This window comes from Mycobacterium liflandii (assembly GCF_022354805.1).
GTDB classification, from domain to species: Bacteria; Actinomycetota; Actinomycetes; order Mycobacteriales; family Mycobacteriaceae; genus Mycobacterium; species Mycobacterium marinum.
On sequence record NZ_CP023138.1, the window covers coordinates 302,786 to 325,624 of the forward strand.

Here is a 22,839-nt window from a genome sequence, read left to right on the forward strand (position 1 = left end):
ATGCGTGAATGGGATGTTCCCGCGGATTTCACCGTTACCGCAGAGGACAACGTCGCCAGCTGCGTGTACACGCATGAGCGAGACGACCCAGATCATGTGATCTTTCAGCGGCTTGTCGACGGCACCTGGACGGACGTGACCTGCGCCCAGGCCGCCCAGCAGATCCGGGCCGCCGCACTGGGTTTGATCGCCGAGGGGGTCAATGCCGGCGATCGGGTGGCCATCTTGTCGGCCACTCGCTACGAGTGGGTGATCCTCGACTACGCGATCCTCTCGGTCGGGGCGGTGACCGTGCCGATCTACGACACGTCTTCGGCTGAGCAAGTGCGCTGGGTCCTGGAGGATTCGGGGGCGGTATTGGCGGTCGCCGAGACCGATGCCCATGCCCAGCTGATCAAGCAACTCAGCGATGAGTTGCCCAGCTTGCGCAAGATCTTGCACCTCGACTCCGATGGGCCCGCGGCGCTCGACAAGCTCGCCGAAGCAGGGAAATCGGTAGCCCGCGACCAACTCGACGACCGGCTGGCAGCGCTGCGGTCCTCCGACCCGGCGACACTGATCTATACCTCGGGCACCACCGGGCGCCCGAAGGGCTGTCAGCTGACCCACTCCAATCTGCTCTACGAAGCGCGCGGCGCGGCGCCATGCTTTCCGACGCTGTTGCGCAAGGGCGAGCGACTGCTGGTATTTCTGCCGCTGGCCCATGTGCTGGCCCGGTCGCTGTCGATGTTTGCGTTCGCCAACAAAGTCACCATCGGCTACACCGGCGACATCAAGAACCTGGTGGCGACGCTGGGCGTCTTCAAGCCGACGGTCGTGGTATCGGTGCCCCGGGTATTCGAAAAGGTCTACAACACAGCCGAGTTGAAGGCTCGCGACAGCGGCCGCGGCATGATCTTCGATCTCGCCGTCGCAACCGCGATCGCCTGGAGTAAGGCGCTGGACACCGGCGGCGCAGGCCTGTTGCTGCGGGCCCGGCATGCACTGTTCGATCGGCTGGTGTACGAGAAGCTGCGCTCGGCGCTGGGCGGCGATTGTCACGCCGCCGTCTCCGGGGGAGCGCCGCTGGGCACCCGGTTGTGTCACTTCTACCGCGGCATCGGGCTGACGATCTACGAGGGCTACGGACTGACCGAAACCAGCGCTGCCATCACCGCCAACCGGATCGGTCAAGAGCGAGTGGGCACGGTCGGAAACCTGTTGCCCGGCAACAGCATGGCGATCGCCGAGGACGGCGAGGTGCTGGTCCGCGGCGGGGTGGTGTTCACCGGCTATTGGCACAACGAGAAGGCCACCGCCGAGGCGATCGTCGATGGGTGGTTCCACACCGGTGACCTGGGGTCGGTCGACGACGCCGGATTCTTGTCGATCGTCGGTCGCAAGAAGGAGATCATCGTGACCGCCGGCGGCAAGAACGTGGCACCGGCGGTCCTCGAAGACCAGCTGCGGGCGCACCCGCTGATCAGCCAGGCGATGGTGGTCGGGGACAACCGGCCCTTCGTCGGCGCGCTGATCGCCATCGATCCGGAAGGCTTCGAGGTCTGGAAGCAGCACCACAGCAAGGCCGCCGCCGCCTCGGTTGCGGACCTCATCGATGACCCCGACCTCACCGCCGAGATCGATCAGGCCGTCAAACAGGCTAATCAGGTGGTCTCCCAAGCGGAATCAATCCGCAAGTTCTGCATCCTGCCGGTGGACTTCACCGTCCTCACCGGTGAGCTGACCCCCACGCTGAAGGTGAAGCGCAACGTGGTCGCCGAACGATTCGCCGGCGAGATCGATTCGCTCTACCGCAAGCAGTGACCGCGGCGCGAGGCCGTCAAAGTTTGTAGCCGATGGCGCGAAGCAGTTCGCGCCGCTCGGTCACATCCACGTCGGTCTCCACGCCCAGCGGCGTCTGGCCGTCGATCACCGCGGCGATGCCGCGACCCCGGGGAGTCGCCGCGACCACGATTTCCACGGGATTGACGGTGGCGCAGAAGATCGTGCAGACCTCGGGCACCGCCTTGACCGGGTTGAGAATGTTCACCGGGAAGCCCTCGCGCAGGAAGATCACAAAGCTGTAGCCGGCCGCGATGGCCAGGGCGGTGTCGGTGGCAAGGTCGACCAACTCGGCGTCGTTGCCGGTGCGGCGGACCAAGCGTGGGCCCGACGCCTCGCAAAAGGCCAGCCCGAACCGCAGCGACGGGCTGACCCCGACCAGGGCTTCATGCAGATCGTCGACCGTCTTGATGAAGTGCGCCTGGCCGATGACGACGTTGACATCCTCGGGCTTGTCAACCGAAACCACATCCCAGGACACCGTCGTCGTGGAAACCTTTCCCGTCACGGTTCCATGCTGCCATCAATTCCGGCGATTCGGCCCGCGGGTGATCAGCAGGGCTCCGGCGTTGTTGATTAGCAGGCTTGTGAGCTGGGGAATTGTGGATTGAGGAGGTCTAGGCGGCGGTTGGCGGTCAAAGCGGTGATCCGGCAGGCTTCGGCGATGTTGTCGGCGCCGTTGAGGCGGTGCAGATTGATCGCGGTGTTGCGTAGCGTTGCTAGGACCTGTGCGCCGTTTCCGGTATGTGCCCTTTGACGGTCTTCGTCGAAGGTGACGTCGCGTATCCAGTGCAGGCTGTTCTCGATTCCCCAGTGTTGACGCATCCAGGTCATGATCGCGGTAGGGCGGGCGTGCTCGAACGGCAGGCTGCAGATGGCATAGACCACCTCCACGCTGCGCTGGTCGGTGGCGGTGATCAAGCGTTCACGAGTGATCCGGATGATTTGTTTTGCGTAGGGGAAGCCGATTCCTCGTACAGCGGTGATGATTTGCAGGGTGCGGGTCTCGACACGGCCGTGGCCGCGGGAGTCGTCGGTAGCGGCTGCGGGCACCTCGGCCCAGGGCAGCGCGGTGATACGCGCAAGTATTTTGGCTTGGTTGGACTTGACGATCATCAGGTAGTGCGACTTCAAGGTGGCGCAGATCAACTTCGCGGTGACGACCTGGGTATGCATCGCATCCACGGTGACCAGCCACCGCAAGCTACCCGGCAGCAGCGTGAGCAGGGCACGTACGCAGGGAATTTCATTGCTTTTCTCGGCGACAGCGAGTTGACCGAGCACCAATCGGGCACGGTGGGCGAACACCGACACGAGATGCGTGGCTGTCGCTTTGGCGCGTAAAGGCACCACGCAGCATCTTGCCGTCCAACGCGATCGGCACCAATCCACTGGGGTCGCTGCTGGCCACGTGTGCAGTGAAGTAACTGCCCATCCTGGCGTTGAGGTCGGCGGGGTCTAGCCGAGACAAAACAGCGCGGAAGGTCTTCTCACTGGGCCGCCGGAACCGGACCCCTAATTAGGCCAACACATCATCGGGAGCGGTGGCCGCCCATGTGGCAAAACCAGCATAGCCGCGCATCCCCGCGGCAGTGGCCAGAACCGCGATCGCCAACAAAGCCATCAGCGAATACCTCCGACCGCGTGGGTCCCTCGGGTCTGGCACCGAGGCCAACACATCGAGAAACTCCGATCCGATGAGCTCGCTGCGCTCACCAGGACTCCAGCGGTCGAACACCTCTGGAACCGACGACACAGGCAATACTGAAACGGTAGGCACGGGCAACTCCAGACCAACGACGAACAGTAACCAACTCGATCGTTCTCCAGATAGCCCGTGCCTACACTCCGGCCCCAATAGCGCGGCACCAAAGATCATCAACACAGCTCACAAGCCTGCTAATCAACAACGCCGGAGCCCTGGGTATTCGGTCAGCTCAGCCGAAAAACAGTCCTGGCGAACCATTCGAACCGGCAACGCCGTCATCGGCGGTTCCCCCGCCGCCGGTACCCCCTGGGCCCCCGGCTCCGTCGTGGCCGCCGAACTGAGCATCACCGCCGTTGCCGCCCTCACCACCGTTCCCACCGGAGTGGTCGCCGCTTACCCCGCCGGCCCCGCCGAGGCCGCCGAGGCCGCCATTGCCGAAGACACCCGCGCCTCCACCGGCTCCACCGCCACCACCCACACCGCCGGCAAACTCCGCCACGGTGAGGCGGCCGCTTGGGCTGATGTAGGTTCCAGCACCGCCGGATCCCCCTGGCCCACCGGCGCCGGCGTTGCCGAATAGCCATCCGCCGTGGCCACCGATTCCCCCATCGCCACCGGTTCCCCCAGTGCCGAATAGGGAACCGATCGTGATTGTTGAACTAGAGCTCGCGATGATGAAATCACCGTTGTCGGTAGGCCCGGCGAGCCCGCCGATGCCACCGGCACCACCCGCCCCGCCGGCACCGAACAGTCCGGCGGCACCGCCCGCCCCGCCGTTGCCGGCGGAACCGGCCGCTGCGCTCCCACCCATGAAGTCGACCACACCGGTGGCGCCGTCGGCATTTGTGGCGAGGAACCCGTCGCCGCCGCCACCGCCCTGTCCACCGGTACCTCCCGAGCCATACAGCAGACCGCCATGGCCGCCATGGCCACCGGCGCCACCATCACCGGCGCTGATATCGAAGACGCCTTGGGCACCGGCGTTCAGCCCACCGACCCCGCCGGAGCCACCCGCGCCTCCCGAACCGAAGAGCCCGGCGGCACCACCGACTCCCCCGCTCCCGCCATTGCCAACGCCAAGGCCGTCCACCGCGGCCGCGCCAGCACCGCCTTGCCCGCCAGCACCGCCATTGCCGCACAACCACCCACCGCTGCCGCCGGCGCCGCCCGCGGCGCCGATTCCACCGTTCCCGCCACTTCCGCCGTTGCCGATCAACCCGGCAGCGCCACCGGCGCCCCCCGCTACTCCGGCCGTCGTTTCGGAGTAGCCATTGCCGCCGTTGCCGTACAACAGCCCTCCGGCGCCACCGTTGGGGTCGGTCGCCGTCCCGGCGGCACCGTCGCCGATCAGCGGACGCCCGAAGATGGCCTGGGTGGGGCCATTGATCGCTGCCAGCAATTCCTGGCCGACGGCCTGCAGGGGGGTGGTGTTCGCCGCCTCGGCCGCCGCGTACGACCCGGCACCCGTTGTCATCAACTGGACAAACTGCTGATGGAAGGCTTCCGCCCGGGCAACCAAAGCCTGATGCTCCTGGGCGTGCCCGCCGAAGAGTGCGGCCACGGCCGTGGACACTTCGTCAGCACCGGCGGCCATCACCGTCGTTGTCGGCGCCGCGGCGGTCAGATTTGCTGCGCTGAGCGCCGAACCGATGCGCTCCCGCTGGTTCGCGGCCGAAGCGACAAGATCTGGGGCGACCGCGATGTGCGGCATCTGAGACAACGCTGCCTCCATCCGTGGTCGGCAATCGTGGGCATTCCGGAAGCGCAGCCGATTACGTTGAAATCCCTAGACCGACTACATTTCCATTCCAACCTAAGCCGAACCCGTGAGCGTCGTTCATCTCTTGGATAAATTGCGCATTAAATGCGTTCGGGCGTGCGCTAATCAGGCCGCGGGCCGGTGTGCGGACACGAAAAGGGTGGGCGGGACGGGTCCTTCGGCATCGTCGGGCACCGGACGCCCGTAGCGGGTCAGCAATTCGGCCGAGGTCGTGGCCGACGCGCGCCAGCCGTGCTCACCCAGCCAATCCGCGACCGGGGTGCGCTCTTCGGCGTACCAAAGGTCTTCGACGGCCGGCATCTGGATCTCCACCAGTCGGCCGGCCGCCGCTCGCATCCGCTGCATTTCCTCGTGTTGACGGCGCACCAGATCGGGATCCAAGAAGCCTTCCTGGGGCACGTTGGTTGCCAGCCAGCTTCCGGCGGGGCTGAGCGTATCGATGCGCTCGAACAGCAGATCCTGAGCCCGCGCCGGAAGGTAGCGCACCAGCCCTTCCGCCGACCAGGCAGTCGGCTTAGACGCGTCAAAACCGCTGTCCAACAAGGCCGCTGGCCAGTCTTGGCGCAGATCTATCGGGATATTCATCAGTTGCGCCGTCGGCCGGGCACCGTGCTGACGCAATGTGGCGGACTTGAATTCCAGCACCCTGGGCTGATCAAGCTCGTATACGACGGTGCCGTCCGGCCACGGCAACCGCCAGGCGCGGGAATCCAGACCGGACGCCAGGATCACCACCTGCCGCACACCGGCGTCGGCGGCACCCAGAAAGAACTCGTCGAAGAACGCCGTCCGCGTCGCCATGAAGTCGATCATCTGGCGGACCCGCGCCCCCACCTGTGACTCGATTTCTGATGCGCCGGCCAGCAAAGCGGGGTTGGCGAACATGCTCCACATGCCATCGCCGGCGGCGTCGACAAAGACTCGCGCGAACGGGTCCTCGATGAGGGGGTTCTCGCTCTCGGTCTCCGCGGCCCGGGCGGCTGCCACACCCAAGGCGGTGGCTCCGACGCTCTCGGTGATGGTCCAGGAATCATTGTCGGTTCGTGGCATTGCCAGCCTCCCAAGCAGAAATGGGTTCCAGCCATCCAGTCTTGCAGCCGCCGCGGGCCGTGGCCGCTCGCCGGGAGTGTCCTACGCTTTTTCCCAGAGGGTCTACAGGTTGCAAGGGAGCACCATGACACGGACGCCGCAGGAAGTATTCGCCCACCACGGCCGCGCGCTCGCCGCCGGTGACCTCGACGAGATCATCGCCGACTACGACGACGACTCCGTGCTCCTGACCGCTGCGGGTGTCGCGCGCGGCAAGGATGCCATCCGCCAGGTGTTCGTCAAGTTGCTCGACGACCTGCCCGGGGCCACCTGGGACCTGAAATCCCAAGTCTTCGACGGCGACCTGTTGTTCCTGGAATGGGCCGCCGATTCCGCGCACCACCGCGTGGACGACGGCGTGGACACCTTCATCTTCGACGGCGGCATGATCCGGGCCCAAACGGTTCGATACACGCCACAAGCCAAGGGCTGACGCCGATGCACCCGGTGGATCCCGACGCGGTCGCGGAATGGATGTCCGGGCAGGGACTGGGTGAAGGTCCCTTGTACGACGTCTGCGCGGTCACCGGTGGAACACAGAACGTGATGCTGCGGTTCACCCGCTCCGGACGCACCTACGTGCTGCGCCGCGGCCCCCGCCACCTGCGTCCGCGCAGCAACAGCGTGATCCTGCGCGAGACCAAGGTGCTTGCGGCGCTGGCCGGCACCGACGTTCCACACCCACGTTTGATCGCCGCCTGCCCGGACCTCACGGTGCTCGGTGATGCGGTCTTCTATCTGATGGAACCCGTCGAAGGCTTCAATGCCGGTGAAGGGCTGCCGCCGCTGCACGCCGGGGACGCGAGCATCCGGTTTCAGATGGGCCTGTCGATGGCCGACGCGCTGGCCAAGCTCGGCGCGGTCGACCATGCCGCCGTGGGTCTCGCCGACTTCGGCAAGCCGGCGGGATTTCTGGAACGCCAGGTGCCGCGCTGGCTTGCCGAACTGGAGTCCTATCAGCAGTACGACGGCTACCCGGGACCCGACATCCCCGGCATCGGGGAAGTGTCCTGCTGGCTGGACAGCCATCGCCCGACGGCGTGGACGCCCGGCATCCTGCACGGCGATTACCACATGGCCAATGTCATGTTCTCCCGCACCGGGCCGGAGGTGGTGGCCATCTGCGATTGGGAGATGTGCACCATCGGCGACCCGCTGCTGGATCTGGGCTGGCTGCTGGCCACCTGGCGGCAGTCCGACGGGGCCAGCGTGTTCGGCCACGCCCTGGGCGCCCAGGACGGGTTGGCCAGCACCGACGATCTGCTGCAGCGATATGCGGCCAACACCACGCGAGATCTATCTCACATCACCTGGTACACCGTGCTGGCCTGCTTCAAGCTGGGCATCGTCATCGAGGGCACGCTGGCACGCGCCTGCGCGGGCCAGGCCGAGAAAGAAGTGGGCGATCAGCTCCATGCCGCCACAGTGCACCTGTTCGAACGGGCACTGGGGCTGATCGGCGCCTAGCCCGCAACCCGGGCGGCGGCGCGGCGCCGACGCAGAAAAGCCCGAACCCCCGTCGAGGATTCGGGCCGATTCCCGCCAACTCGGATGTCCTCAGACATCATCAAGCGCGCCCGAAGGGATTCGAACCCCTAACCTTCTGATCCGTAGTCAGATGCTCTATCCGTTGAGCTACGGGCGCCGATGTTCAGTTGTGTCCCCGAAGGAACCGCGCGGAGGCGAGAGGATTTGAACCTCCGGTCCCCTTGAAGGGGGACAACTCATTAGCAGTGAGCCCCATTCGGCCGCTCTGGCACGCCTCCTTTGGACTTCCTGAGGGTACCCGACGCTGGGAACACCCCGAGCCGCCGGAGGCTTAGCGTACACAGCCGCAACATATGCTGTCGAAGTGACCGCCCGCCTACGCCCCGTATTGGCCGGGTTGCCAGTCTACGTTCCCGGCAAAACAGTGCCGGGAGCCATCAAACTGGCCAGCAATGAGACGGTGTTCGGCCCCCTGCCCAGCGTGCGCGCGGCCATCGAACACGCCACCCAGTCGATCAACCGCTACCCCGACAACGGCTGCCTTGCGGTCAAGGCGGCGTTGGCCCGCCACGTCAGCTCGCTGAGCGCGGCGGACTTCGGCCCCGAGCACATCGCCGTCGGGTGCGGTTCGGTGAGTCTGTGCCAGCAGCTGGTGCAGATCACCGCGTCGGTGGGAGACGAGGTGATTTTCGGGTGGCGCAGCTTCGAGCTCTACCCACCCCAGGTGCAGGTGGCCGGCGCCACCGCCATTCAGGTGCCGCTGACCAACCACACCTTCGACCTCGAGGCGATGCTGGCCGCGGTGACCGAGCGCACCCGGCTGATCATCGTCTGCAACCCGAACAACCCGACGTCGACGGTGGTGCAGCCGGAGGCTCTCGCCGAGTTCGTTCGCTCGGTTCCGCCGCACATCCTGGTCGCCATCGACGAGGCCTACGTCGAGTACCTGCGCGACGGCACGGTTCCCGACAACCCGCACCTGGTCCGCACTCACAGCAACGTCGTGGTCTTGCGGACCTTCTCCAAGGCGTACGGCCTGGCGGGCCTGCGCGTCGGCTACGCGGTGGGGCAGCCCGACGTGATCGCCGCGCTGGACAAAGTCTACGTGCCGTTCACCGTGTCCAGCCTCGCCCAGGCCGCGGCCATCGCCTCGGTGCAGGCCGCCGATGAGCTGTTGGCCCGCACCGACGCGGTGGTGGCCGAACGCGGCAGGGTCAGCGCCGAACTGCGTGCCGCCGGCTTCACCGTGCCGCCGTCACAGGCCAACTTCGTGTGGCTACCGCTGGAAGACCGGACCACCGACTTCGTCACACAGGCCGCCAAGGCGCACATCGTGGTCCGCCCTTACGGGGCCGACGGGGTGCGAGTCACCATTGCCGCTCCCGAAGAGAACGACGCCCTGCTGCGGTTCGCCCGCTGCTGGATCACCCACCGCGACGGTGCGCGATGAACGCCCGTGACACGTTCACCGAGTTCAAAAACCGTGTGGGTGCGATTCCGGATGCCGAGCTCGACGACTTCTGGGCGACCCTGGAACCGGCAAGCATCGACGGCATGATCGGCGAGTGGAAGGGCGGTGAGTTCGACACCGGTCACAAGATGAACGGGCAGTTGGAAAAGGCCCGCTGGTTCGGCAAGACCTTCACCTCCCCCACCGATGTGCAGCCGCTGGTGTGCCTGGACGCCGATGGGCAGAAGTTCTCCAACGTGGCGATGGGCAAGGGCGAGGCCAGCCTGTGGCTCGAGGACTTTCGGGGCGAAACCACCGCCACGATGGTCTACGACGGCCAGCCCGTGCACGACCACTTCAAGCGGATCGACGACGACGCGGTGATGGGCATCATGAACGGCAAAGGCGTTCTCGATAACGGCCGCTACTACTACTTCTATCTGGAACGGGTGTAGGGCCCGCGCAGAGGCGTCGAGGGTGCCTACCTGATCGGGTTGCGGCCGGTGAAGGCGACCAGCCGGTGCAGCCCGCGGACATCGTCGCCAACCTGGACCGGATCATCGAACCCGGCGGCACCGCGTTTGTGCGGCTGGATCAGGTTCTGCGCTAAACCCAGGACATAGTCGGCCAGCAAGTCCGGGACGTGAATGTCATGCCCCACCGCCGTCGCGTAGTCCCACGCGTGCACCAGGAATTCAATCGAGAACACCGAGACGGCCACCCTGGCGGGCATCGAGGCGGGGCCCAGCGGCACGTCGCCATCCATGCCGCGGCGATGCCAGGCATCCAGTGCCGGGCGCGCGGCGCTGACCACCTGGCCTTCCGGCGTGGAGGTGTGGTCGCGCATCGTGAATTCGGCGCCGGCCATACCGCCGAGGACCACGATGGAGTTCAGCAAGTGCCCAGTCAGCCCGGACACGTCGTACTCGGGGCACGGCGTTGGCCGGAACAGGTCACCATCTCCGATCGGGTGCAGCACCTGCTGCAGGACCGCCAGGGCGCGTTCGGCGCTGGCCAGCTCGTCGGTCGGCGGAGAATCTGGTCCGGGTCGCAAATCAGAGGCCATGTCCGCCACGCTACGGTCTGGACATGGGCGAAACATACGAATCTGTCACCGTCGAGATCAAAGACCAGGTCGCACAGGTGACGTTGATCGGGCCGGGCAAGGGCAATGCAATGGGGCCCGCTTTCTGGTCGGAGCTGCCGGAAGTCTTCGCGGCGCTGGACGCCGACCGTGATGTGCGGGCGATCGTCATCACCGGGTCGGGCAAGAACTTCAGTTACGGACTGGACGTGCCGGCGATGGGCGGAACTTTCGCCCCGCTGATGGCCGAAGGGGCGCTCGCGCGTCCCCGCACCGACTTTCATGCCGAGGTGCTGCGGATGCAGAAGGCGACCAATGCGGTCGCCGATTGCCGGACCCCGACCATCGCGTCGGTGCACGGCTGGTGCATTGGCGGCGGCGTCGACCTGATCTCGGCGGTGGACATGCGCTACGCGAGCGCCGATGCGAAGTTCTCGATACGCGAGGTCAAGCTCGCCATCGTCGCCGACATGGGCAGCCTGGCCCGCCTTCCGATGATCCTCAACGACGGGCATCTGCGGGAGCTGGCGCTGACCGGTCGGGATATCGACGCCGCTCGGGCCGAGAAGATCGGCCTGGTCAACCAGGTGTTCGAAGACGCCGATGCAACCTTGGCCGCCGCCCACGCCACCGCCACCGAAATTGCCGCCAATCCCCCGCTGGCGGTGTACGGCGTCAAAGACGTCCTCGACCAGCAGCGCGCGTCGGCCGTCGCGGAAAACCTGCGCTACGTCGCGGCCTGGAATGCGGCGTTTCTGCCGTCCAAGGACCTCACCGAGGGAATATCGGCGACCTTCGCCAAGCGGCCTCCCCAGTTCACCGGGGAGTAGGCGGCGGCCTCCACGTACCCTCGCGGTGTGGCGAGTATGACCGAAGACGGCAGGATTCGAGTCCCGGCCGACCTTGACGCCGTCACGGCGCTCGGTGCGGAAGATCACTCCGAAATCGACAGTGCGGCTATCGAGCGGATCTGGCAGGCCACTCGGTACTGGTACCAAGCCGGGATGCATCCGGCGATCCAGTTGTGCATCAGGCACAACGGCCGGGTGGTGCTCAACCGGGCGATTGGCCACGGCTGGGGTAACGCACCCAGCGATGCGCCCGACGCCGAGAAAATCCCGGTCAGCACCGATACACCGTTCTGTACGTATTCCTCGGCCAAGGCCATCACCGCCACGGTCGTGCACATGCTGGCCGAACGCGGGCACTTCTCGCTCGATGACCGCGTCTGCGAGTACATACCCAGCTACACCAGCCACGGCAAAGACCGCACCACCATCCGGCACGTGCTGACCCACAGTGCCGGCGTCCCCTTCCCCACCGGGCCCCGCCCCGACGTCACCCGGGCCGACGACCACGAGTACGCCGCACGCAAGCTGGGCGAGCTGCGGCCGCTCTACCCGCCGGGGCTGGTGCACATCTACCACGCGCTGACCTGGGGACCGTTGATGCGCGAGATCATCTGGGCCACCACCGGCAAGGAGATTCGCGACATCCTTGCCACCGAGATCCTCGACCCGCTGGGCTTTCGCTGGACCAACTTCGGCGTCGCCGAGGAGGACCTCCCGCTGGTGGCGCCCAGCCACGCCACCGGGCGCCCGTTGCCCCCGGTGATCGCCGTGGCGTTCCGCAAGGCGATCGGCGGCACCGTGCACGAGGTCATCCCCTACACCAACAAGCCGCTGTTCCTGCGCACCATCATCCCGTCGTCGAACACGGTGTCGACCGCCAACGAGCTGTCCCGTTTCATGGAGATCCTGCGCCGCGGTGGCGAACTCGACGGGGTTCGGATCATGGCGCCCGAAACGGTGCGCAGCGCGGTCACAGAATGCCGGCGTTTGCGGCCCGATTTCGCGACGGGACTCGCTCCCCTGCGCTGGGGAACCGGATTCATGTTGGGTTCAAACAGATTCGGACCGTTCGGCCGAAATGCACCGGCGGCCTTCGGACATCTCGGGCTGGTCAATATCGCCACCTGGGCCGACCCTGACCGCGGGCTATCGGTCGGCCTCATCAACAGCGGAAAGCCCGGCAGGGATCCCGACGCCAAACGCTACGTCGCCCTCAAGAATGCCATCACCGCTGAGATTCCCCCGAAAACCGTCGAGTGATGTCGCCGATCGGGGCCCGCGAATTTTAGTGAAAGTAACCTGATATGTAGTCCTTGGCGTTGAGCACACCCGAGGAATAGTCAGCTAATTGCCCGAAGCCGGAATCGCCCGTCCCGGTACTGAAGAATCCCGAATTGACCGCTCCCACATTGACAAATCCAGAAGTATTCCCAACGGGCGTTCCCGATGGGTAGACGGTGTTTCTGAATCCGGAATTATAGTTGCCATAGTTCAGGAATCCCGCATTGTTGCTTCCAATGTTCAGAACGCCCGAGTTACTGGTCATCCCGGCCTCGTGCCCGGCGCTATCAGCACCCGAGTTATAAGTTCCCCTATTAGCGAATCCGGAGTTATAGTCACCGGTTCCCCTGATTCCCGAGTTTCCGGTTCCGGTATTCATGAATCCCGAATTCGCGAGGTTCTGATCAACTGGACTGCCGATGCCCGTATTGAGATCCCCGGAGTAGAAAAAGCCCGTGTTACTGGCCCCCGAGTTGAAACCCCCCGTATTGTAGTTACCCGACCCTGCGTAACCGGTGTTCGAGTCGCCCGAGTTAAAGGCCAGTGTGTTCGAGCTTCCCGCATTGAAGCTGCCGGTGTTCGTGCTGCCGGCATTGAAGGCGGCGAAGTTGTTGTTCCCCGAATTGAAGAGCCCCGTGTTGACGTCACCCGAGTTGAACAAGCCCGTATTGAGGTTCCCGGAGTTGAAGAAACCCGTGTTGGTATCGCCGGAGTTTCCGATGCCCGTGTTGTGGGAACCCGAGTTGAACCAACCGGTGTTGGTAGTCGCGCTCGACCCACCCGAGTTGAACAGGCCCGTGTTGAGGTCGCCGGAATTTCCAATGCCCGCACTCAAGTTCGGGCCTCGCCCCGTGCCAAGACCCGAGTTGATGAAGCCCTTGTTCTCACTGCCCGAATTCAGGAAACCGACATTATTGTCACCCGAGTTGAAGAAGCCGATATTGTTGTTGCCCGAATTCCCGAAACCAATATTTCCGGAGCCCGAGTTCAGGCCGCCGATGCCTATCTGACCATCTCCGGTCAGACCGAATCCGATATTGTTGTTGCCGCTGTTGCCGAAGCCAATATTGTTGTTGCCGGAGTTCCCGAAGCCGAAGTTTCCGGAACCGATATTCCCGCTGCCAAAATTCGAATTTCCGTAGTTTCCGCCGCCTACGTTGTGGTTGCCGCTGTTGCCGTTACCGAAATTGTGACCGCCGGTGTTGCCGCCGCCGAGATTGAAGTTGCCGGTATTCCCAATCCCAAAGTTGCCCTTGCCGATATTGCCGCTACCCAGGTTGAGGTTGCCGATATTGCCGCTGCCCAGGTTGAAATCCCCGATGTTGCCGCTACCCACATTCAGAATCCCGGTGTTACCGCTACCCAGATTCATGTTGCCGATATTGCCGCTGCCCAGGTTGAGCTTGCCCGCGTTTCCCCAACCCGGGTTGAAACTACCGGTGTTGCCGCTGCCCAGGTTGATTCCACCGGTGTTTCCGCTGCCGAGGTTCGGGTTGCCGGCGTTACCCCAGCCCAGGTTCAGGTTCCCGGCGTTACCGAGACCGAGGTTCAGCAGGCCACGGTTGCCGATGGACAGGCCCGGGATGACAAAGCCGCCGAGGCGACCGCCAGCCACCGCCGAGCTGACCGACCGGCCAGACAGGCCCGCCAACATCCGATGAAACGGGGTCAACTGTTCGGCGGCCGCCGAGCTGGTCGAGTGATAACCGACCATCGCGGTCACGTCCTGCGCCCACATCTCCTCGTAGTCCGTCTCAACCGCCGCGATCGCGGACGCGTTCTGCCCGAAGATGTTCGAGAGCGCCAGCGACACAAACTGAGCGCGGTTGGCCGCGACCAAGGCCGGGTGCACCGTGGCCGCGCGCACCGCCTCAAAGGCGCTTGCCACTACCCGGGCCTGGGCGGCGGCCTGTTCGGCCTGGCCCGCCAGGCCCTGCAACAGTCCCGCATGGGGAGTAGCTACTGCCGCCATCGCCGTCGCCGACGCGCCCTGCCAGGCCCCAGCCATCAGGTTTGCGGTCACCGACTCGAACGAGGACGCCGCCAGGCGTAACTCCGCAGCTAACCCATCCCAGGCCTGCGCGGCCGAGAACATCTGCCCCGAACCTGGACCGGAATAAATTCGCGCCGACGTTAATTCCGGCGGATCGACCAAGAAATTCACTAATGCTCTCCCTGTCCTCGAGGGGTGCCATTAATAACCAAATGCACGGCAGTGCAGCGGCCGCCTTCTGCCATCACTTTCTATACGAAATGCCCTCCAGTTGCCAGTTTTTCGTGACAGCAACGGTGGCGTCGCCGGGGTTTTGATCCCGAAGTTACGGGACTCCGGAAGATGCCAAAATGCGACTACTCGGTTGCGAATACCCAGCCGCGAATGCTCAAACAAGAATGCGTAGATACGAATACTCAAAGGCGCTGTCGAAAACTTGCCGGGGGTCGATCTTGCTCACGAAAATCCTCGGCCGGCAAAGTCTCTACGGCACGTGCGGGCCGTGCCAGCCGAATGCTCACCGCGCGGAAGTGCGGTCCGGGTGCCTTGCTACTGAGCCGCTACCGGGCTGCTATCGAGCCGCTACTGAGCCGCTACTGAGCTCCGCATAGGGCGCGACCACGCGGTAGCGCGACCACCAGCACGGTCGCCGACGGCTCGATCGATCACATGGCGGTGGCGGAGGGATTTGAACCCCCGGACGGTTTTAGCCGTCTCTCGCTTTCAAGGCGAGTGCATTAGGCCGCTCTGCCACGCCACCGCTGCTAAGGGTAGCTGGGCCCGATTCCGAGGTAGTAGCGTGGCGTTCGTGCACGCCATCGTCGCCGAATCCGCGGATCATCTGGTTTGGCAGCAAGTACCCGATGTCACGGCCGGGGCAGGCGAGGTGGTCATCAAGGTCGCCGCCGCCGGCGTCAACCGCGCGGACGTCTTGCAGGCCGCCGGCAAGTATCCCCCGCCGCCGGGAGCCAGCGAGATCATCGGCATGGAAGTCAGCGGCACCATCACCGATATCGGCGACGGTGTCACGGAATGGTCTGCTGGACAAGAGGTTTGCGCACTACTGGCCGGTGGTGGCTACGCCGAGTATGTGGCCGTTCCGGCCGGCCAGGTGCTACCGATGCCCCCCGGAGTCAGCCTGATCGACGCCGCGGCGCTGCCCGAGGTCGCCTGCACGGTGTGGTCGAACCTGGTGATGACCGCGCACCTGGGGCCGGGTCAGCTGGTGCTGATTCACGGTGGCGCCTGCGGCATCGGCAGCCACGCAATCCAGGTCTGCACCGCGTTGGGCGCCCGCGTGGCGGTCACCGCGGGGTCGTCCGAGAAGCTGCAGCTGTGTCGCGATCTGGGAGCCCAGATCACCATCAATTACCGCGACGAGGACTTCGTGGCGCGCCTGAAGCAAGAGACCGACGGTTCGGGTGCCGACGTGATCCTCGACATCATGGGCGCGGCCTACCTGGACCGCAACGTCGACGCGCTGGCCGTGGACGGACAGCTGGTGATCATCGGCATGCAGGGCGGGATCAAAGCGGAACTCAACCTGGGCAAACTGCTGACCAAACGTGCTCGCGTCATCGGCACCACGCTGCGGGCCCGGCCGCTGCAGGGTCCGAACGGCAAGGCCGTGATCACCCAGGCCGTGACGGCCTCGGTCTGGCCGATGATCGCCAGCAACCGGGTGCGGCCCATCATCGGCTCCCGACTGCCCATCGGGCAGGCGGCACAGGCGCATCAACTGCTGCTGTCAGGTCAGAGCTACGGAAAGATCCTGCTCACCGTCGACGGCTAGCCCGAACGTAGGCCGTCGGGAAACCCCCAACCCCCGGGCTCAGCCCAACGAGGCCAGCGCACGCACCAGCTGGTCCACTTCGGCCATCGTCGAATAGTGGGCCAGCCCGACGGTCACCGCGCCGCCGACATCGTTGACGCCCAACACATCGAAAACCCGCGAACTGGAGTTGGAAACCGCCAGGATGCCGTTGTCGGCCAAGCGCTGCACCACCCGGTCGGCCGGCACGTCCTGCAGCGCGAAGCTGACCACCGGTATCCGCGCCTCCGGTCGGCCGATCAACATCACCAGCGGCAGCGACCGTAGCGAGACCATCAGGTAGTCGAAGATCCGGTTCAAGTAGGCCGACGCGGACTGCATCGATACCGACAGGCGCTCGCGCCGCGTTCCGCGCGCCGACTCGTCGAGCGAGGCGAGGCATTCGATGCTGGCGACCACACCGGCCAGGAATCCGAATTGGTGTAAACCGGTCTCCAGCCGTTCCGGGCCGGTCGCGTGCGGATCGGTCGACACCGAGCTGAAGCTGTGCATGAGCGCCGGTTCCCGAAAGACCATCGCCCCGATGGGCGGACCGCCCCAGCCGACCGCGTTCATCGCGACCACGTCGGCCTCGGTCTCCTTGATGTCGAAAAGCCGGTAGGGCGCCGCGGCGGAATGGTCGACGACGACCAGGCCGCCGATGTCGTGAACCAGCTTGGTCATCGCCCGCAGATCGGTGACCGCGCCCAGGGTTCCCGAAGCCGAGGTGACGGCGACCAGCCGGGTCGACTTGCTGATCAGGCTCTCCCATTGCCAGGTCGGTAGCTCACCGGTCTCGATGTCGACCTCGGCCCACTTCACCTTGGCCCCGTAGCGGTGGGCGGCGCGCAGCCAGGGGGCGATGTTGGCTTCGTCGTCGAGGCGGCTGACGATCACCTCGTACCCCAGCCCCGCGCGTGAGGACGACGCCTCGGCCAGTGCCGACAACAGCACGGCACGGTCGGCGCCCAGCACCACACCGGCCGGGTCGGCGTTGACCAGATCGGCCACCGCCTCCCGCGCCGTTTGCAGCACGGCGGCGCTGCGCCGGGCGGACGGATGCGCGCCCGCGGTGCTGGCGGCCGAACGCCGGAAGGCCGTGGACACAGTGGTCGCGACCGAATCGGGAATGAGCATGCCGGCGGGTGCATCGAAATGCACCCACCCGTCGCCCAAGGACGGGTGCAGTCCACGCACCCGGGCGACGTCATATGCCATGCCTGCCACCTTAGAGAATCTAGCCACTCACGCGGATTGGTGACGTTTAGCGGGTGGCCCGGATCGTTCCAGACATTCCAACCGTTCCGGCTTCCGGAGCCAGGTCACCCGGCCCCGCCATACTAGTCGAGTGACCTTGTGGTTCGGAACGCTGATCGCATTGATCCTGCTGATCGCGCCGGGGACCCTCATCGCACGTATCGCGCAGCTCAGTTGGCCGATCGCTATCGCGGTGGGCCCGCCGCTGACCTACGGCGTGATCGCACTGGCGATCGTCCCCTACGGCGCGCTCGGCATCCCGTGGAACGGCTGGACAGCGCTGCTGGCGCTGGCGGTCGTGGCCGCGGCGGTAACGGGTTTCCAGCTGCTACTCGGCCGCTTTCGCGACAAGGAGGCAGAAGCCCGCGGTGTCAGCCGCGGCCCGGCGCTCACCGTCGCGGCGGGCGTGGCGCTGGGGACGCTGTTCATTGCCTGGGCGGCCTACCGGGGCATCCCGCACTGGCAGTCCATCCCCAGCACCTGGGACGCGGTCTGGCACGCCAACACCGTGCGCTTCATTCTCGACACCGGCCAGGCCTCCCCTACCCACATGGGCGAGCTGCGCAACGTCGAAACCCATGCGCTGCTGTACTACCCCTCGGTGTTTCATGGCCTGACCACGGTGTTCTGCCAACTCACCGGCGCGGCGCCCACCACCGGCTATACACTGAACTCGCTGGCCGCAGCGATCTGGCTGTTTCCGGTCAGCGCGGCAACGCTGACCTGGCGCGCGATGCGCGGCCACCTGACGGAATGGCGCACCGCGGGCTCCGCGGCGACAGCAGCGGCGCTGTCCGCATCGTTCACCGCGCTGCCCTGCGTGGAATTCGGCACCGCGGCCATGCCCAATCTAGCCTCCTACGGCGTCGCGGTACCCGCGATGGTGTTGATCACCTCGACACCGCGGCACCGCGACCGCATTCCGATAGCGGTGCTGGCACTGGTGGGGGTGCTGTCGGTGCACATCGCGGGCGGCATGGTGGTCGTGCTCTTGGTCGCAGCCTGGTGGTTGTTCGAGGCGCTGTGGCATCCGGTGCGGGGCCGGCTGGCCGATCTGGCGACGCTGGCGGGGGTGGCCGCGATTTCCGGGTTGATCATGTTGCCGCAGTTCATCAGCGTGGAACAGCAGGAAGACATCATCGCCGGGCATTCGTTTCTCACCTACCTGAGCAAGAAGCGGGGCGTGTTCGATGCGGTGTTCCAGCATTCGCGCCATCTCAACGACTTCCCGGTGCAGTACGCGCTGATTGCGCTGGCCGCGATCGGCGGGTTCATTCTGCTGATCAAAAAGATTTGGTGGCCGCTGGCGGTGTGGCTGCTGCTGGTCGTCATGAACGTCAATGCGGGAACCCCCTTGGGCGGTCCGATCGATGCGATGGCCGGGTCGCTCGGCGAGTTCTTCTACAACGATCCACGCCGCATCGCGGCCGCCACCACGCTGCTGCTGATGCTGATGGCCGGCGTGGCTTTGTTCTGGATCGTCACGCTGGTGGTGGCGGCGGCGCGGGGACTCACGGATCGATTCCGGCCACTGCCCCAACCGTTCTGGGTCTCGGTCACCGTGGCGCTACTGCTGGGGGTCTGCCTGGTCAGCACCTGGCACTACTTTCCGCGCCATCGGTTCCTGTTCGGCGACAAGTACGACTCGGTGATGATCGACCAGAAGGACCTCGACGCCATGGCGTACCTGGCGACGCTGCCCGGCGCGCGCGACACCATGATCGGCAATGCCAACACCGACGGCACCGCCTGGATGTACGCCGTGGCGGGTCTGCATCCGTTGTGGACCCACTACGACTATCCCGTGCAGCAGGGGCCGGGATACCACCGGTTTATTTTCTGGGCCTACGCAGGTAGAGGCGATTCCGATCCCCGGGTAGTCGAGTCGATCAAGGTGCTCAATATTCGCTACATCCTGACCAGCAGCCCGACGGTCAGAGGGTTCGCCGTTCCCGACGGGCTAGTCTCTCTGGAGAATTCCCCGTCGTGGAAGAAAATTTACGACAACGGTGGAGCCCGAATTTACGAGTGGAGCGGCAAGACCGCACAGACGCACTCCAAGTAGGTACGTAAGAGGATGGTGACTGGATTGAGTACCGGCAACGATGACCCGGAGGCCGAGGACGTCGAGGTCATCGGTGGCATCGACCCGAGGCTCATGGCGGTAACCGACGAAGACTCCGACGAGCGCTCACTGACCGACCTGGTGGAACAGCCCGCCAAGGTGATGCGCATCGGCACCATGATCAAGCAACTGCTCGAAGAGGTCCGGGCCGCACCGCTAGATGAAGCCAGCCGCAACCGGTTGCGCGACATCCATGCCACCAGCATCCGCGAACTCGAAGACGGTCTGGCACCCGAACTGCGCGAAGAGCTCGACCGGCTGACCCTGCCGTTCAACGAGGACTCCGCGCCGTCGGACGCGGAGTTGCGCATCGCACAGGCGCAACTGGTCGGATGGCTCGAAGGGCTGTTCCACGGCATCCAGACCGCCCTGTTCGCCCAACAGATGGCAGCGCGCGCGCAGCTGGAGCAGATGCGCCAGGGTGCGCTGCCTCCAGGCATCGGCAAACCGGAACCCCACGGTCACGGCACCGGACAGTACCTCTAGACCGTGTCTGAACTGCCACGGATCGAAACCCGCGACGCGTGGGTCGAATTCCCCATCTTCGATGCCAAGTCGCGCTCGCTGAAGAAGGCCTTCCTGGGCAAGGCCGGCGGTTCCATCGGCCGCAACAGCTCCAACGTCGTCGTCATCGAGGCCCTGCGGGACATCACCATGTCCCTGGAACACGGTGACCGGGTCGGCTTGGTCGGCCACAACGGGGCCGGAAAATCCACGCTGCTGCGCTTGTTGTCCGGCATCTACGAGCCGACCCGTGGGCTGGCCAAGGTCACCGGCCGGGTGGCGCCGGTCTTCGACCTGGGGATCGGCATGGACCCCGAGATCTCCGGCTACGAGAACATCATCATCCGCGGCCTGTTCCTGGGGCAGACCCGCAAGCAGATGCTGGCCAAGGTCGACGAAATCGCCGAATTCACCGAGTTGGGCGACTACCTGTCCATGCCATTGCGCACCTATTCCACCGGCATGCGCGTCCGGCTGGCCATGGGCGTGGTGACCAGCATCGACCCGGAAATCCTGCTGCTTGACGAAGGCATTGGCGCGGTGGACGCGGAGTTCCTCAAGAAGGCCCAGTCCCGGCTGCAGAGTTTGGTGGAGCGTTCCGGAATCCTGGTTTTTGCAAGCCATTCCAACGAGTTCCTGGCGCGGCTGTGCAAGACGGCGATGTGGATCGACCACGGCGAGATCAAGCTCAGCGGCGGGATCGAGGACGTCGTGCGGGCCTACGAGGGCGAAGACGCGGCCCGCCACGTGCGCGACGTGCTGGCCGAAACGCAGCGTGACAACGTCGCTCAACAGCCGCTGGCGCACAAAGCTTCCGGGGATGAGTGACACCGTCATCGCCGTCGTGGTCACCCACCGGCGCCCCGATGAGCTGGCCAAGTCGCTGGACGTGCTGAGCACCCAGACCAGGTTGCCCGATCACCTGATCGTGATCGACAACGACGCTGCCGAGGGCTCCGGCGCCAACCGGGTTGGCGATCTTGTTGCGGGACAACCGATCCCCACCACCTACTTGAAGTCACGTCGAAACCTCGGCGGCGCGGGCGGTTTCGCGCTCGGCATGTTGCACGCGCTGGCGCTGGGGGCCGACTGGGTGTGGCTGGCCGACGACGACGGGCGCCCCGGGACACCGGCGTATTGGCGACCCTGTTGGCATGCGCCGAAAAGTACGGGCTGGCCGAAGTGTCGCCGGTCGTCTGCAACATGGACGACCCGCAGCGCCTGGCCTTTCCGTTGCGGCGTGGCCTGGTGTGGCGCAGGCACGCCAGCGAATTGCGCACCGAGGCGGGCCAGGAGTTGCTGGCAGGAATAGCCTCGCTGTTCAACGGAGCGCTGTTCCGCGCGTCGACGCTGGAAGCGATCGGCGTCCCGGACCTGAGGCTTTTCATCCGGGGTGACGAGGTGGAGATCCACCGCCGGCTGGTTCGGTCCGGACTACCCTTCGGAACCTGCCTGGACACGGCCTATCTGCACCCGTGCGGATCGGACGAGTTCAAACCGATCCTCGGCGGCCGGATGCACACCCAATACCCTGACGACCCCGGCAAACGGTTCTTCACCTACCGCAACCGCGGCTACGTGTTGTCTCAGCCCGGCCTGCGTAAGTTGCTGCCCCAAGAGTGGCTGAGGTTCGGCTGGTTCTTCCTGGTGACCCGCCACGACCCCAAGGGTCTGCGGGAGTGGATTCGGTTGCGCCGCTTGGGGCGTCACGAGAAGTTCGGAAAGCCCGATCTTGGAGGATCCAGATGACGTTCATCGACGCGGCGGCCCAGTCCAGGACGTTCGCCCGCGCCCGGGGTGACCTGCTGGAGGGCTTTCGGCGCCACGAGCTGTGGTTGCACCTGGGCTGGCAGGACATCAAACAGCGCTACCGCAGATCGGTGCTGGGGCCGTTCTGGATCACCATCGCGACCGGCACCACCGCCCTGGCGATGGGCGGGCTGTATTCCAAGCTCTTCCACCTCGAGCTGTCCGCACATCTGCCCTACGTCACCCTGGGGCTGATCATCTGGAATCTGATCAACGCGGCCATCCTGGACGGCGCCGACGTCTTCGTCTCCAACGAAGGCTTGATCAAACAGCTGCCGGCACCGTTGAGCGTGCACGTCTACCGGCTGGTTTGGCGGCAGATGATCTTTTTCGCACACAACATCGTGATCTACTTCGTCGTCGCGATCATCTTTCCCAAGCCGTGGTCCTGGGCGGACCTGTCGGTGGTGCCGGCGCTGGGGTTGATCGTGCTCAATTGTGTATGGGTGTCATTATGTTTCGGCATCCTGGCGACTCGCTATCGCGACATCGCACCGCTGCTCAATTCGCTGGTGCAGCTGCTGTTCTTCATGACGCCGATCATCTGGAACGACGAGACCCTGCACCGCCAGGGCGCGGGCCGGTGGGCACGCATTGTCGAACTCAATCCCCTGCTGCACTACCTCGACATCGTCCGCGCGCCATTGCTGGGTGCCCATCAAGAGCTGAGGCACTGGCTGGTGGTGATCGCACTGACGATCGTCGGCTGGGTGCTGGCGGCGTTCGCGATGCGGCAATACCGCGCGCGGGTGCCCTACTGGGTGTAGCGCCGCCAGCGGTATCAACCCA

Annotated in this window: 18 protein-coding genes, 3 tRNA genes and 2 pseudogenes; 13 read left to right on the forward strand and 10 right to left on the reverse strand. The window is 65.2% G+C overall.

Annotation, left to right across the window (positions count from 1 at the left end; all coding sequences use genetic code 11):
* Positions 1 to 1,803, forward strand: a complete 1,803-nt coding sequence (locus CKW46_RS01480) for an AMP-dependent synthetase/ligase (RefSeq protein WP_482052700.1) — start codon at positions 1 to 3, stop codon at positions 1,801 to 1,803.
* A 16-nt stretch (positions 1,804 to 1,819) separates the two neighbouring features.
* Here the strand turns inward: CKW46_RS01480 and CKW46_RS01485 are convergent, their stop codons facing one another.
* The 4 genes and pseudogenes from CKW46_RS01485 to CKW46_RS01500 all read right to left on the reverse strand — a co-directional run bounded on the left by CKW46_RS01485 (position 1,820) and on the right by CKW46_RS01500 (position 6,359).
* Positions 1,820 to 2,329, reverse strand: coding sequence for an adenosine-specific kinase (locus CKW46_RS01485; RefSeq protein WP_015357601.1), 510 nt, complete (start codon positions 2,327 to 2,329; stop codon positions 1,820 to 1,822).
* A gap of 68 nt (positions 2,330 to 2,397) precedes the next feature.
* Positions 2,398 to 3,601: pseudogene (locus CKW46_RS01490) on the reverse strand (ISAs1-like element IS2404/ISMul1 family transposase).
* A 157-nt stretch (positions 3,602 to 3,758) separates the two neighbouring features.
* Entirely contained in the window at positions 3,759 to 5,240 is a 1,482-nt protein-coding gene (locus tag CKW46_RS01495; protein WP_482053499.1) for a PE family protein, read from the reverse strand.
* A 174-nt stretch (positions 5,241 to 5,414) separates the two neighbouring features.
* Entirely contained in the window at positions 5,415 to 6,359 is a 945-nt protein-coding gene (locus CKW46_RS01500; RefSeq protein WP_482052701.1) for a class I SAM-dependent methyltransferase, read from the reverse strand.
* A 124-nt stretch (positions 6,360 to 6,483) separates the two neighbouring features.
* Here CKW46_RS01500 and CKW46_RS01505 point away from each other — a divergent pair, with 124 nt between their 5' ends.
* Both CKW46_RS01505 and CKW46_RS01510 read left to right on the forward strand, forming a co-directional pair.
* Positions 6,484 to 6,831: a nuclear transport factor 2 family protein gene (locus CKW46_RS01505; protein ID WP_015357604.1), complete on the forward strand. Its 348-nt coding sequence runs from the start codon at positions 6,484 to 6,486 to the stop codon at positions 6,829 to 6,831.
* Between the two features lie 5 nt (positions 6,832 to 6,836).
* Entirely contained in the window at positions 6,837 to 7,865 is a 1,029-nt protein-coding gene (locus CKW46_RS01510; protein ID WP_240274401.1) for a phosphotransferase family protein, read from the forward strand.
* Between the two features lie 105 nt (positions 7,866 to 7,970).
* On the opposite strand, the gene CKW46_RS01515 is transcribed toward CKW46_RS01510, so the two are convergent.
* Positions 7,971 to 8,043, reverse strand: a tRNA-Arg gene (locus CKW46_RS01515).
* 32 nt (positions 8,044 to 8,075) lie between these two features.
* A tRNA-Ser gene (locus CKW46_RS01520) sits at positions 8,076 to 8,164 on the reverse strand.
* A gap of 86 nt (positions 8,165 to 8,250) precedes the next feature.
* Between CKW46_RS01520 and CKW46_RS01525 the strand changes: the two genes are divergently transcribed.
* Together CKW46_RS01525 and CKW46_RS01530 are read left to right on the forward strand one after the other, a co-directional pair.
* Positions 8,251 to 9,336: an aromatic amino acid aminotransferase gene (locus CKW46_RS01525; protein WP_015357606.1), complete on the forward strand. Its 1,086-nt coding sequence runs from the start codon at positions 8,251 to 8,253 to the stop codon at positions 9,334 to 9,336.
* Positions 9,333 to 9,791, forward strand: a complete 459-nt coding sequence (locus CKW46_RS01530; RefSeq protein WP_015357607.1) for a DUF4334 domain-containing protein — start codon at positions 9,333 to 9,335, stop codon at positions 9,789 to 9,791. Before CKW46_RS01525 ends, CKW46_RS01530 begins: the two co-directional genes overlap by 4 nt.
* A 26-nt stretch (positions 9,792 to 9,817) precedes the next feature.
* Here the strand turns inward: CKW46_RS01530 and CKW46_RS01535 are convergent, their stop codons facing one another.
* On the reverse strand, positions 9,818 to 10,402 hold the full coding sequence (locus CKW46_RS01535; RefSeq protein ID WP_015357608.1) for a TIGR03086 family metal-binding protein: 585 nt from the start codon (positions 10,400 to 10,402) through the stop codon (positions 9,818 to 9,820).
* A 23-nt stretch (positions 10,403 to 10,425) separates the two neighbouring features.
* On the opposite strand from CKW46_RS01535, the gene CKW46_RS01540 reads away from it, so the two are divergent.
* Both CKW46_RS01540 and lipE read left to right on the forward strand, forming a co-directional pair.
* On the forward strand, positions 10,426 to 11,250 hold the full coding sequence (locus tag CKW46_RS01540; protein ID WP_012396834.1) for a crotonase/enoyl-CoA hydratase family protein: 825 nt from the start codon (positions 10,426 to 10,428) through the stop codon (positions 11,248 to 11,250).
* A gap of 36 nt (positions 11,251 to 11,286) precedes the next feature.
* The gene (gene lipE, locus CKW46_RS01545; protein WP_482052702.1) at positions 11,287 to 12,531 is read left to right on the forward strand and encodes a lipase LipE; all 1,245 of its coding nucleotides are present in this window, start codon (positions 11,287 to 11,289) and stop codon (positions 12,529 to 12,531) included.
* 25 nt (positions 12,532 to 12,556) lie between these two features.
* Here the strand turns inward: lipE and CKW46_RS01550 are convergent, their stop codons facing one another.
* The gene (locus tag CKW46_RS01550) at positions 12,557 to 14,716 is read right to left on the reverse strand and encodes a PPE family protein (protein WP_117438142.1); all 2,160 of its coding nucleotides are present in this window, start codon (positions 14,714 to 14,716) and stop codon (positions 12,557 to 12,559) included.
* A gap of 499 nt (positions 14,717 to 15,215) precedes the next feature.
* Positions 15,216 to 15,305: transfer RNA gene (locus CKW46_RS01555), tRNA-Ser, on the reverse strand.
* Between the two features lie 39 nt (positions 15,306 to 15,344).
* Between CKW46_RS01555 and CKW46_RS01560 the strand changes: the two genes are divergently transcribed.
* Positions 15,345 to 16,337, forward strand: coding sequence for an NAD(P)H-quinone oxidoreductase (locus CKW46_RS01560; protein ID WP_482052703.1), 993 nt, complete (start codon positions 15,345 to 15,347; stop codon positions 16,335 to 16,337).
* Positions 16,338 to 16,376: 39 nt separating this feature from the next.
* Here the strand turns inward: CKW46_RS01560 and CKW46_RS01565 are convergent, their stop codons facing one another.
* A complete protein-coding gene (locus CKW46_RS01565; protein ID WP_482052704.1) occupies positions 16,377 to 17,573 on the reverse strand; it encodes a cysteine desulfurase-like protein in 1,197 nt (398 codons plus the stop codon).
* Positions 17,574 to 17,703: 130 nt separating this feature from the next.
* Between CKW46_RS01565 and CKW46_RS01570 the strand changes: the two genes are divergently transcribed.
* From CKW46_RS01570 to wzm, 5 genes and pseudogenes are all read left to right on the forward strand, one after another.
* Entirely contained in the window at positions 17,704 to 19,677 is a 1,974-nt protein-coding gene (locus CKW46_RS01570; RefSeq protein WP_015357611.1) for a DUF6541 family protein, read from the forward strand.
* Between the two features lie 12 nt (positions 19,678 to 19,689).
* Positions 19,690 to 20,223, forward strand: coding sequence for a bacterial proteasome activator family protein (locus CKW46_RS01575; protein WP_015357612.1), 534 nt, complete (start codon positions 19,690 to 19,692; stop codon positions 20,221 to 20,223).
* A gap of 3 nt (positions 20,224 to 20,226) precedes the next feature.
* Positions 20,227 to 21,069, forward strand: coding sequence for a galactan export ABC transporter ATP-binding subunit Wzt/RfbE (gene wzt / locus CKW46_RS01580; RefSeq protein ID WP_015357613.1), 843 nt, complete (start codon positions 20,227 to 20,229; stop codon positions 21,067 to 21,069).
* Positions 21,062 to 21,990 (forward strand): annotated as a pseudogene (glfT1, locus tag CKW46_RS01585) (galactofuranosyltransferase GlfT1). The gene wzt and the pseudogene glfT1 overlap by 8 nt, the downstream one beginning before the upstream one ends.
* Positions 21,987 to 22,817: a galactan export ABC transporter permease subunit Wzm/RfbD gene (wzm, locus tag CKW46_RS01590; protein WP_015357615.1), complete on the forward strand. Its 831-nt coding sequence runs from the start codon at positions 21,987 to 21,989 to the stop codon at positions 22,815 to 22,817. Before glfT1 ends, wzm begins: the two are co-directional and overlap by 4 nt.
* The last annotated feature ends 22 nt before the right edge of the window (positions 22,818 to 22,839 follow it).

Excerpts from the sequence above, each read along its gene's own strand:
- CKW46_RS01575 (WP_015357612.1), top strand. The coding sequence starts at position 19,690 with ATGGTGACTGGATTGAGTACCGGCAACGATGACCCGGAGGCCGAGGAC.
- CKW46_RS01480 (WP_482052700.1), top strand. The coding sequence starts at position 1 with ATGCGTGAATGGGATGTTCCCGCGGATTTCACCGTTACCGCAGAGGAC.
- CKW46_RS01505 (WP_015357604.1), top strand. The coding sequence starts at position 6,484 with ATGACACGGACGCCGCAGGAAGTATTCGCCCACCACGGCCGCGCGCTC.
- CKW46_RS01500 (WP_482052701.1), bottom strand. The coding sequence starts at position 6,359 with ATGCCACGAACCGACAATGATTCCTGGACCATCACCGAGAGCGTCGGA.
- CKW46_RS01530 (WP_015357607.1), top strand. The coding sequence starts at position 9,333 with ATGAACGCCCGTGACACGTTCACCGAGTTCAAAAACCGTGTGGGTGCG.
- CKW46_RS01510 (WP_240274401.1), top strand. The coding sequence starts at position 6,837 with ATGCACCCGGTGGATCCCGACGCGGTCGCGGAATGGATGTCCGGGCAG.
- CKW46_RS01495 (WP_482053499.1), bottom strand. The coding sequence starts at position 5,240 with ATGCCGCACATCGCGGTCGCCCCAGATCTTGTCGCTTCGGCCGCGAAC.
- CKW46_RS01540 (WP_012396834.1), top strand. The coding sequence starts at position 10,426 with ATGGGCGAAACATACGAATCTGTCACCGTCGAGATCAAAGACCAGGTC.
- CKW46_RS01565 (WP_482052704.1), bottom strand. The coding sequence starts at position 17,573 with ATGGCATATGACGTCGCCCGGGTGCGTGGACTGCACCCGTCCTTGGGC.
- CKW46_RS01535 (WP_015357608.1), bottom strand. The coding sequence starts at position 10,402 with ATGGCCTCTGATTTGCGACCCGGACCAGATTCTCCGCCGACCGACGAG.
- wzm (WP_015357615.1), top strand. The coding sequence starts at position 21,987 with ATGACGTTCATCGACGCGGCGGCCCAGTCCAGGACGTTCGCCCGCGCC.
- lipE (WP_482052702.1), top strand. The coding sequence starts at position 11,287 with ATGACCGAAGACGGCAGGATTCGAGTCCCGGCCGACCTTGACGCCGTC.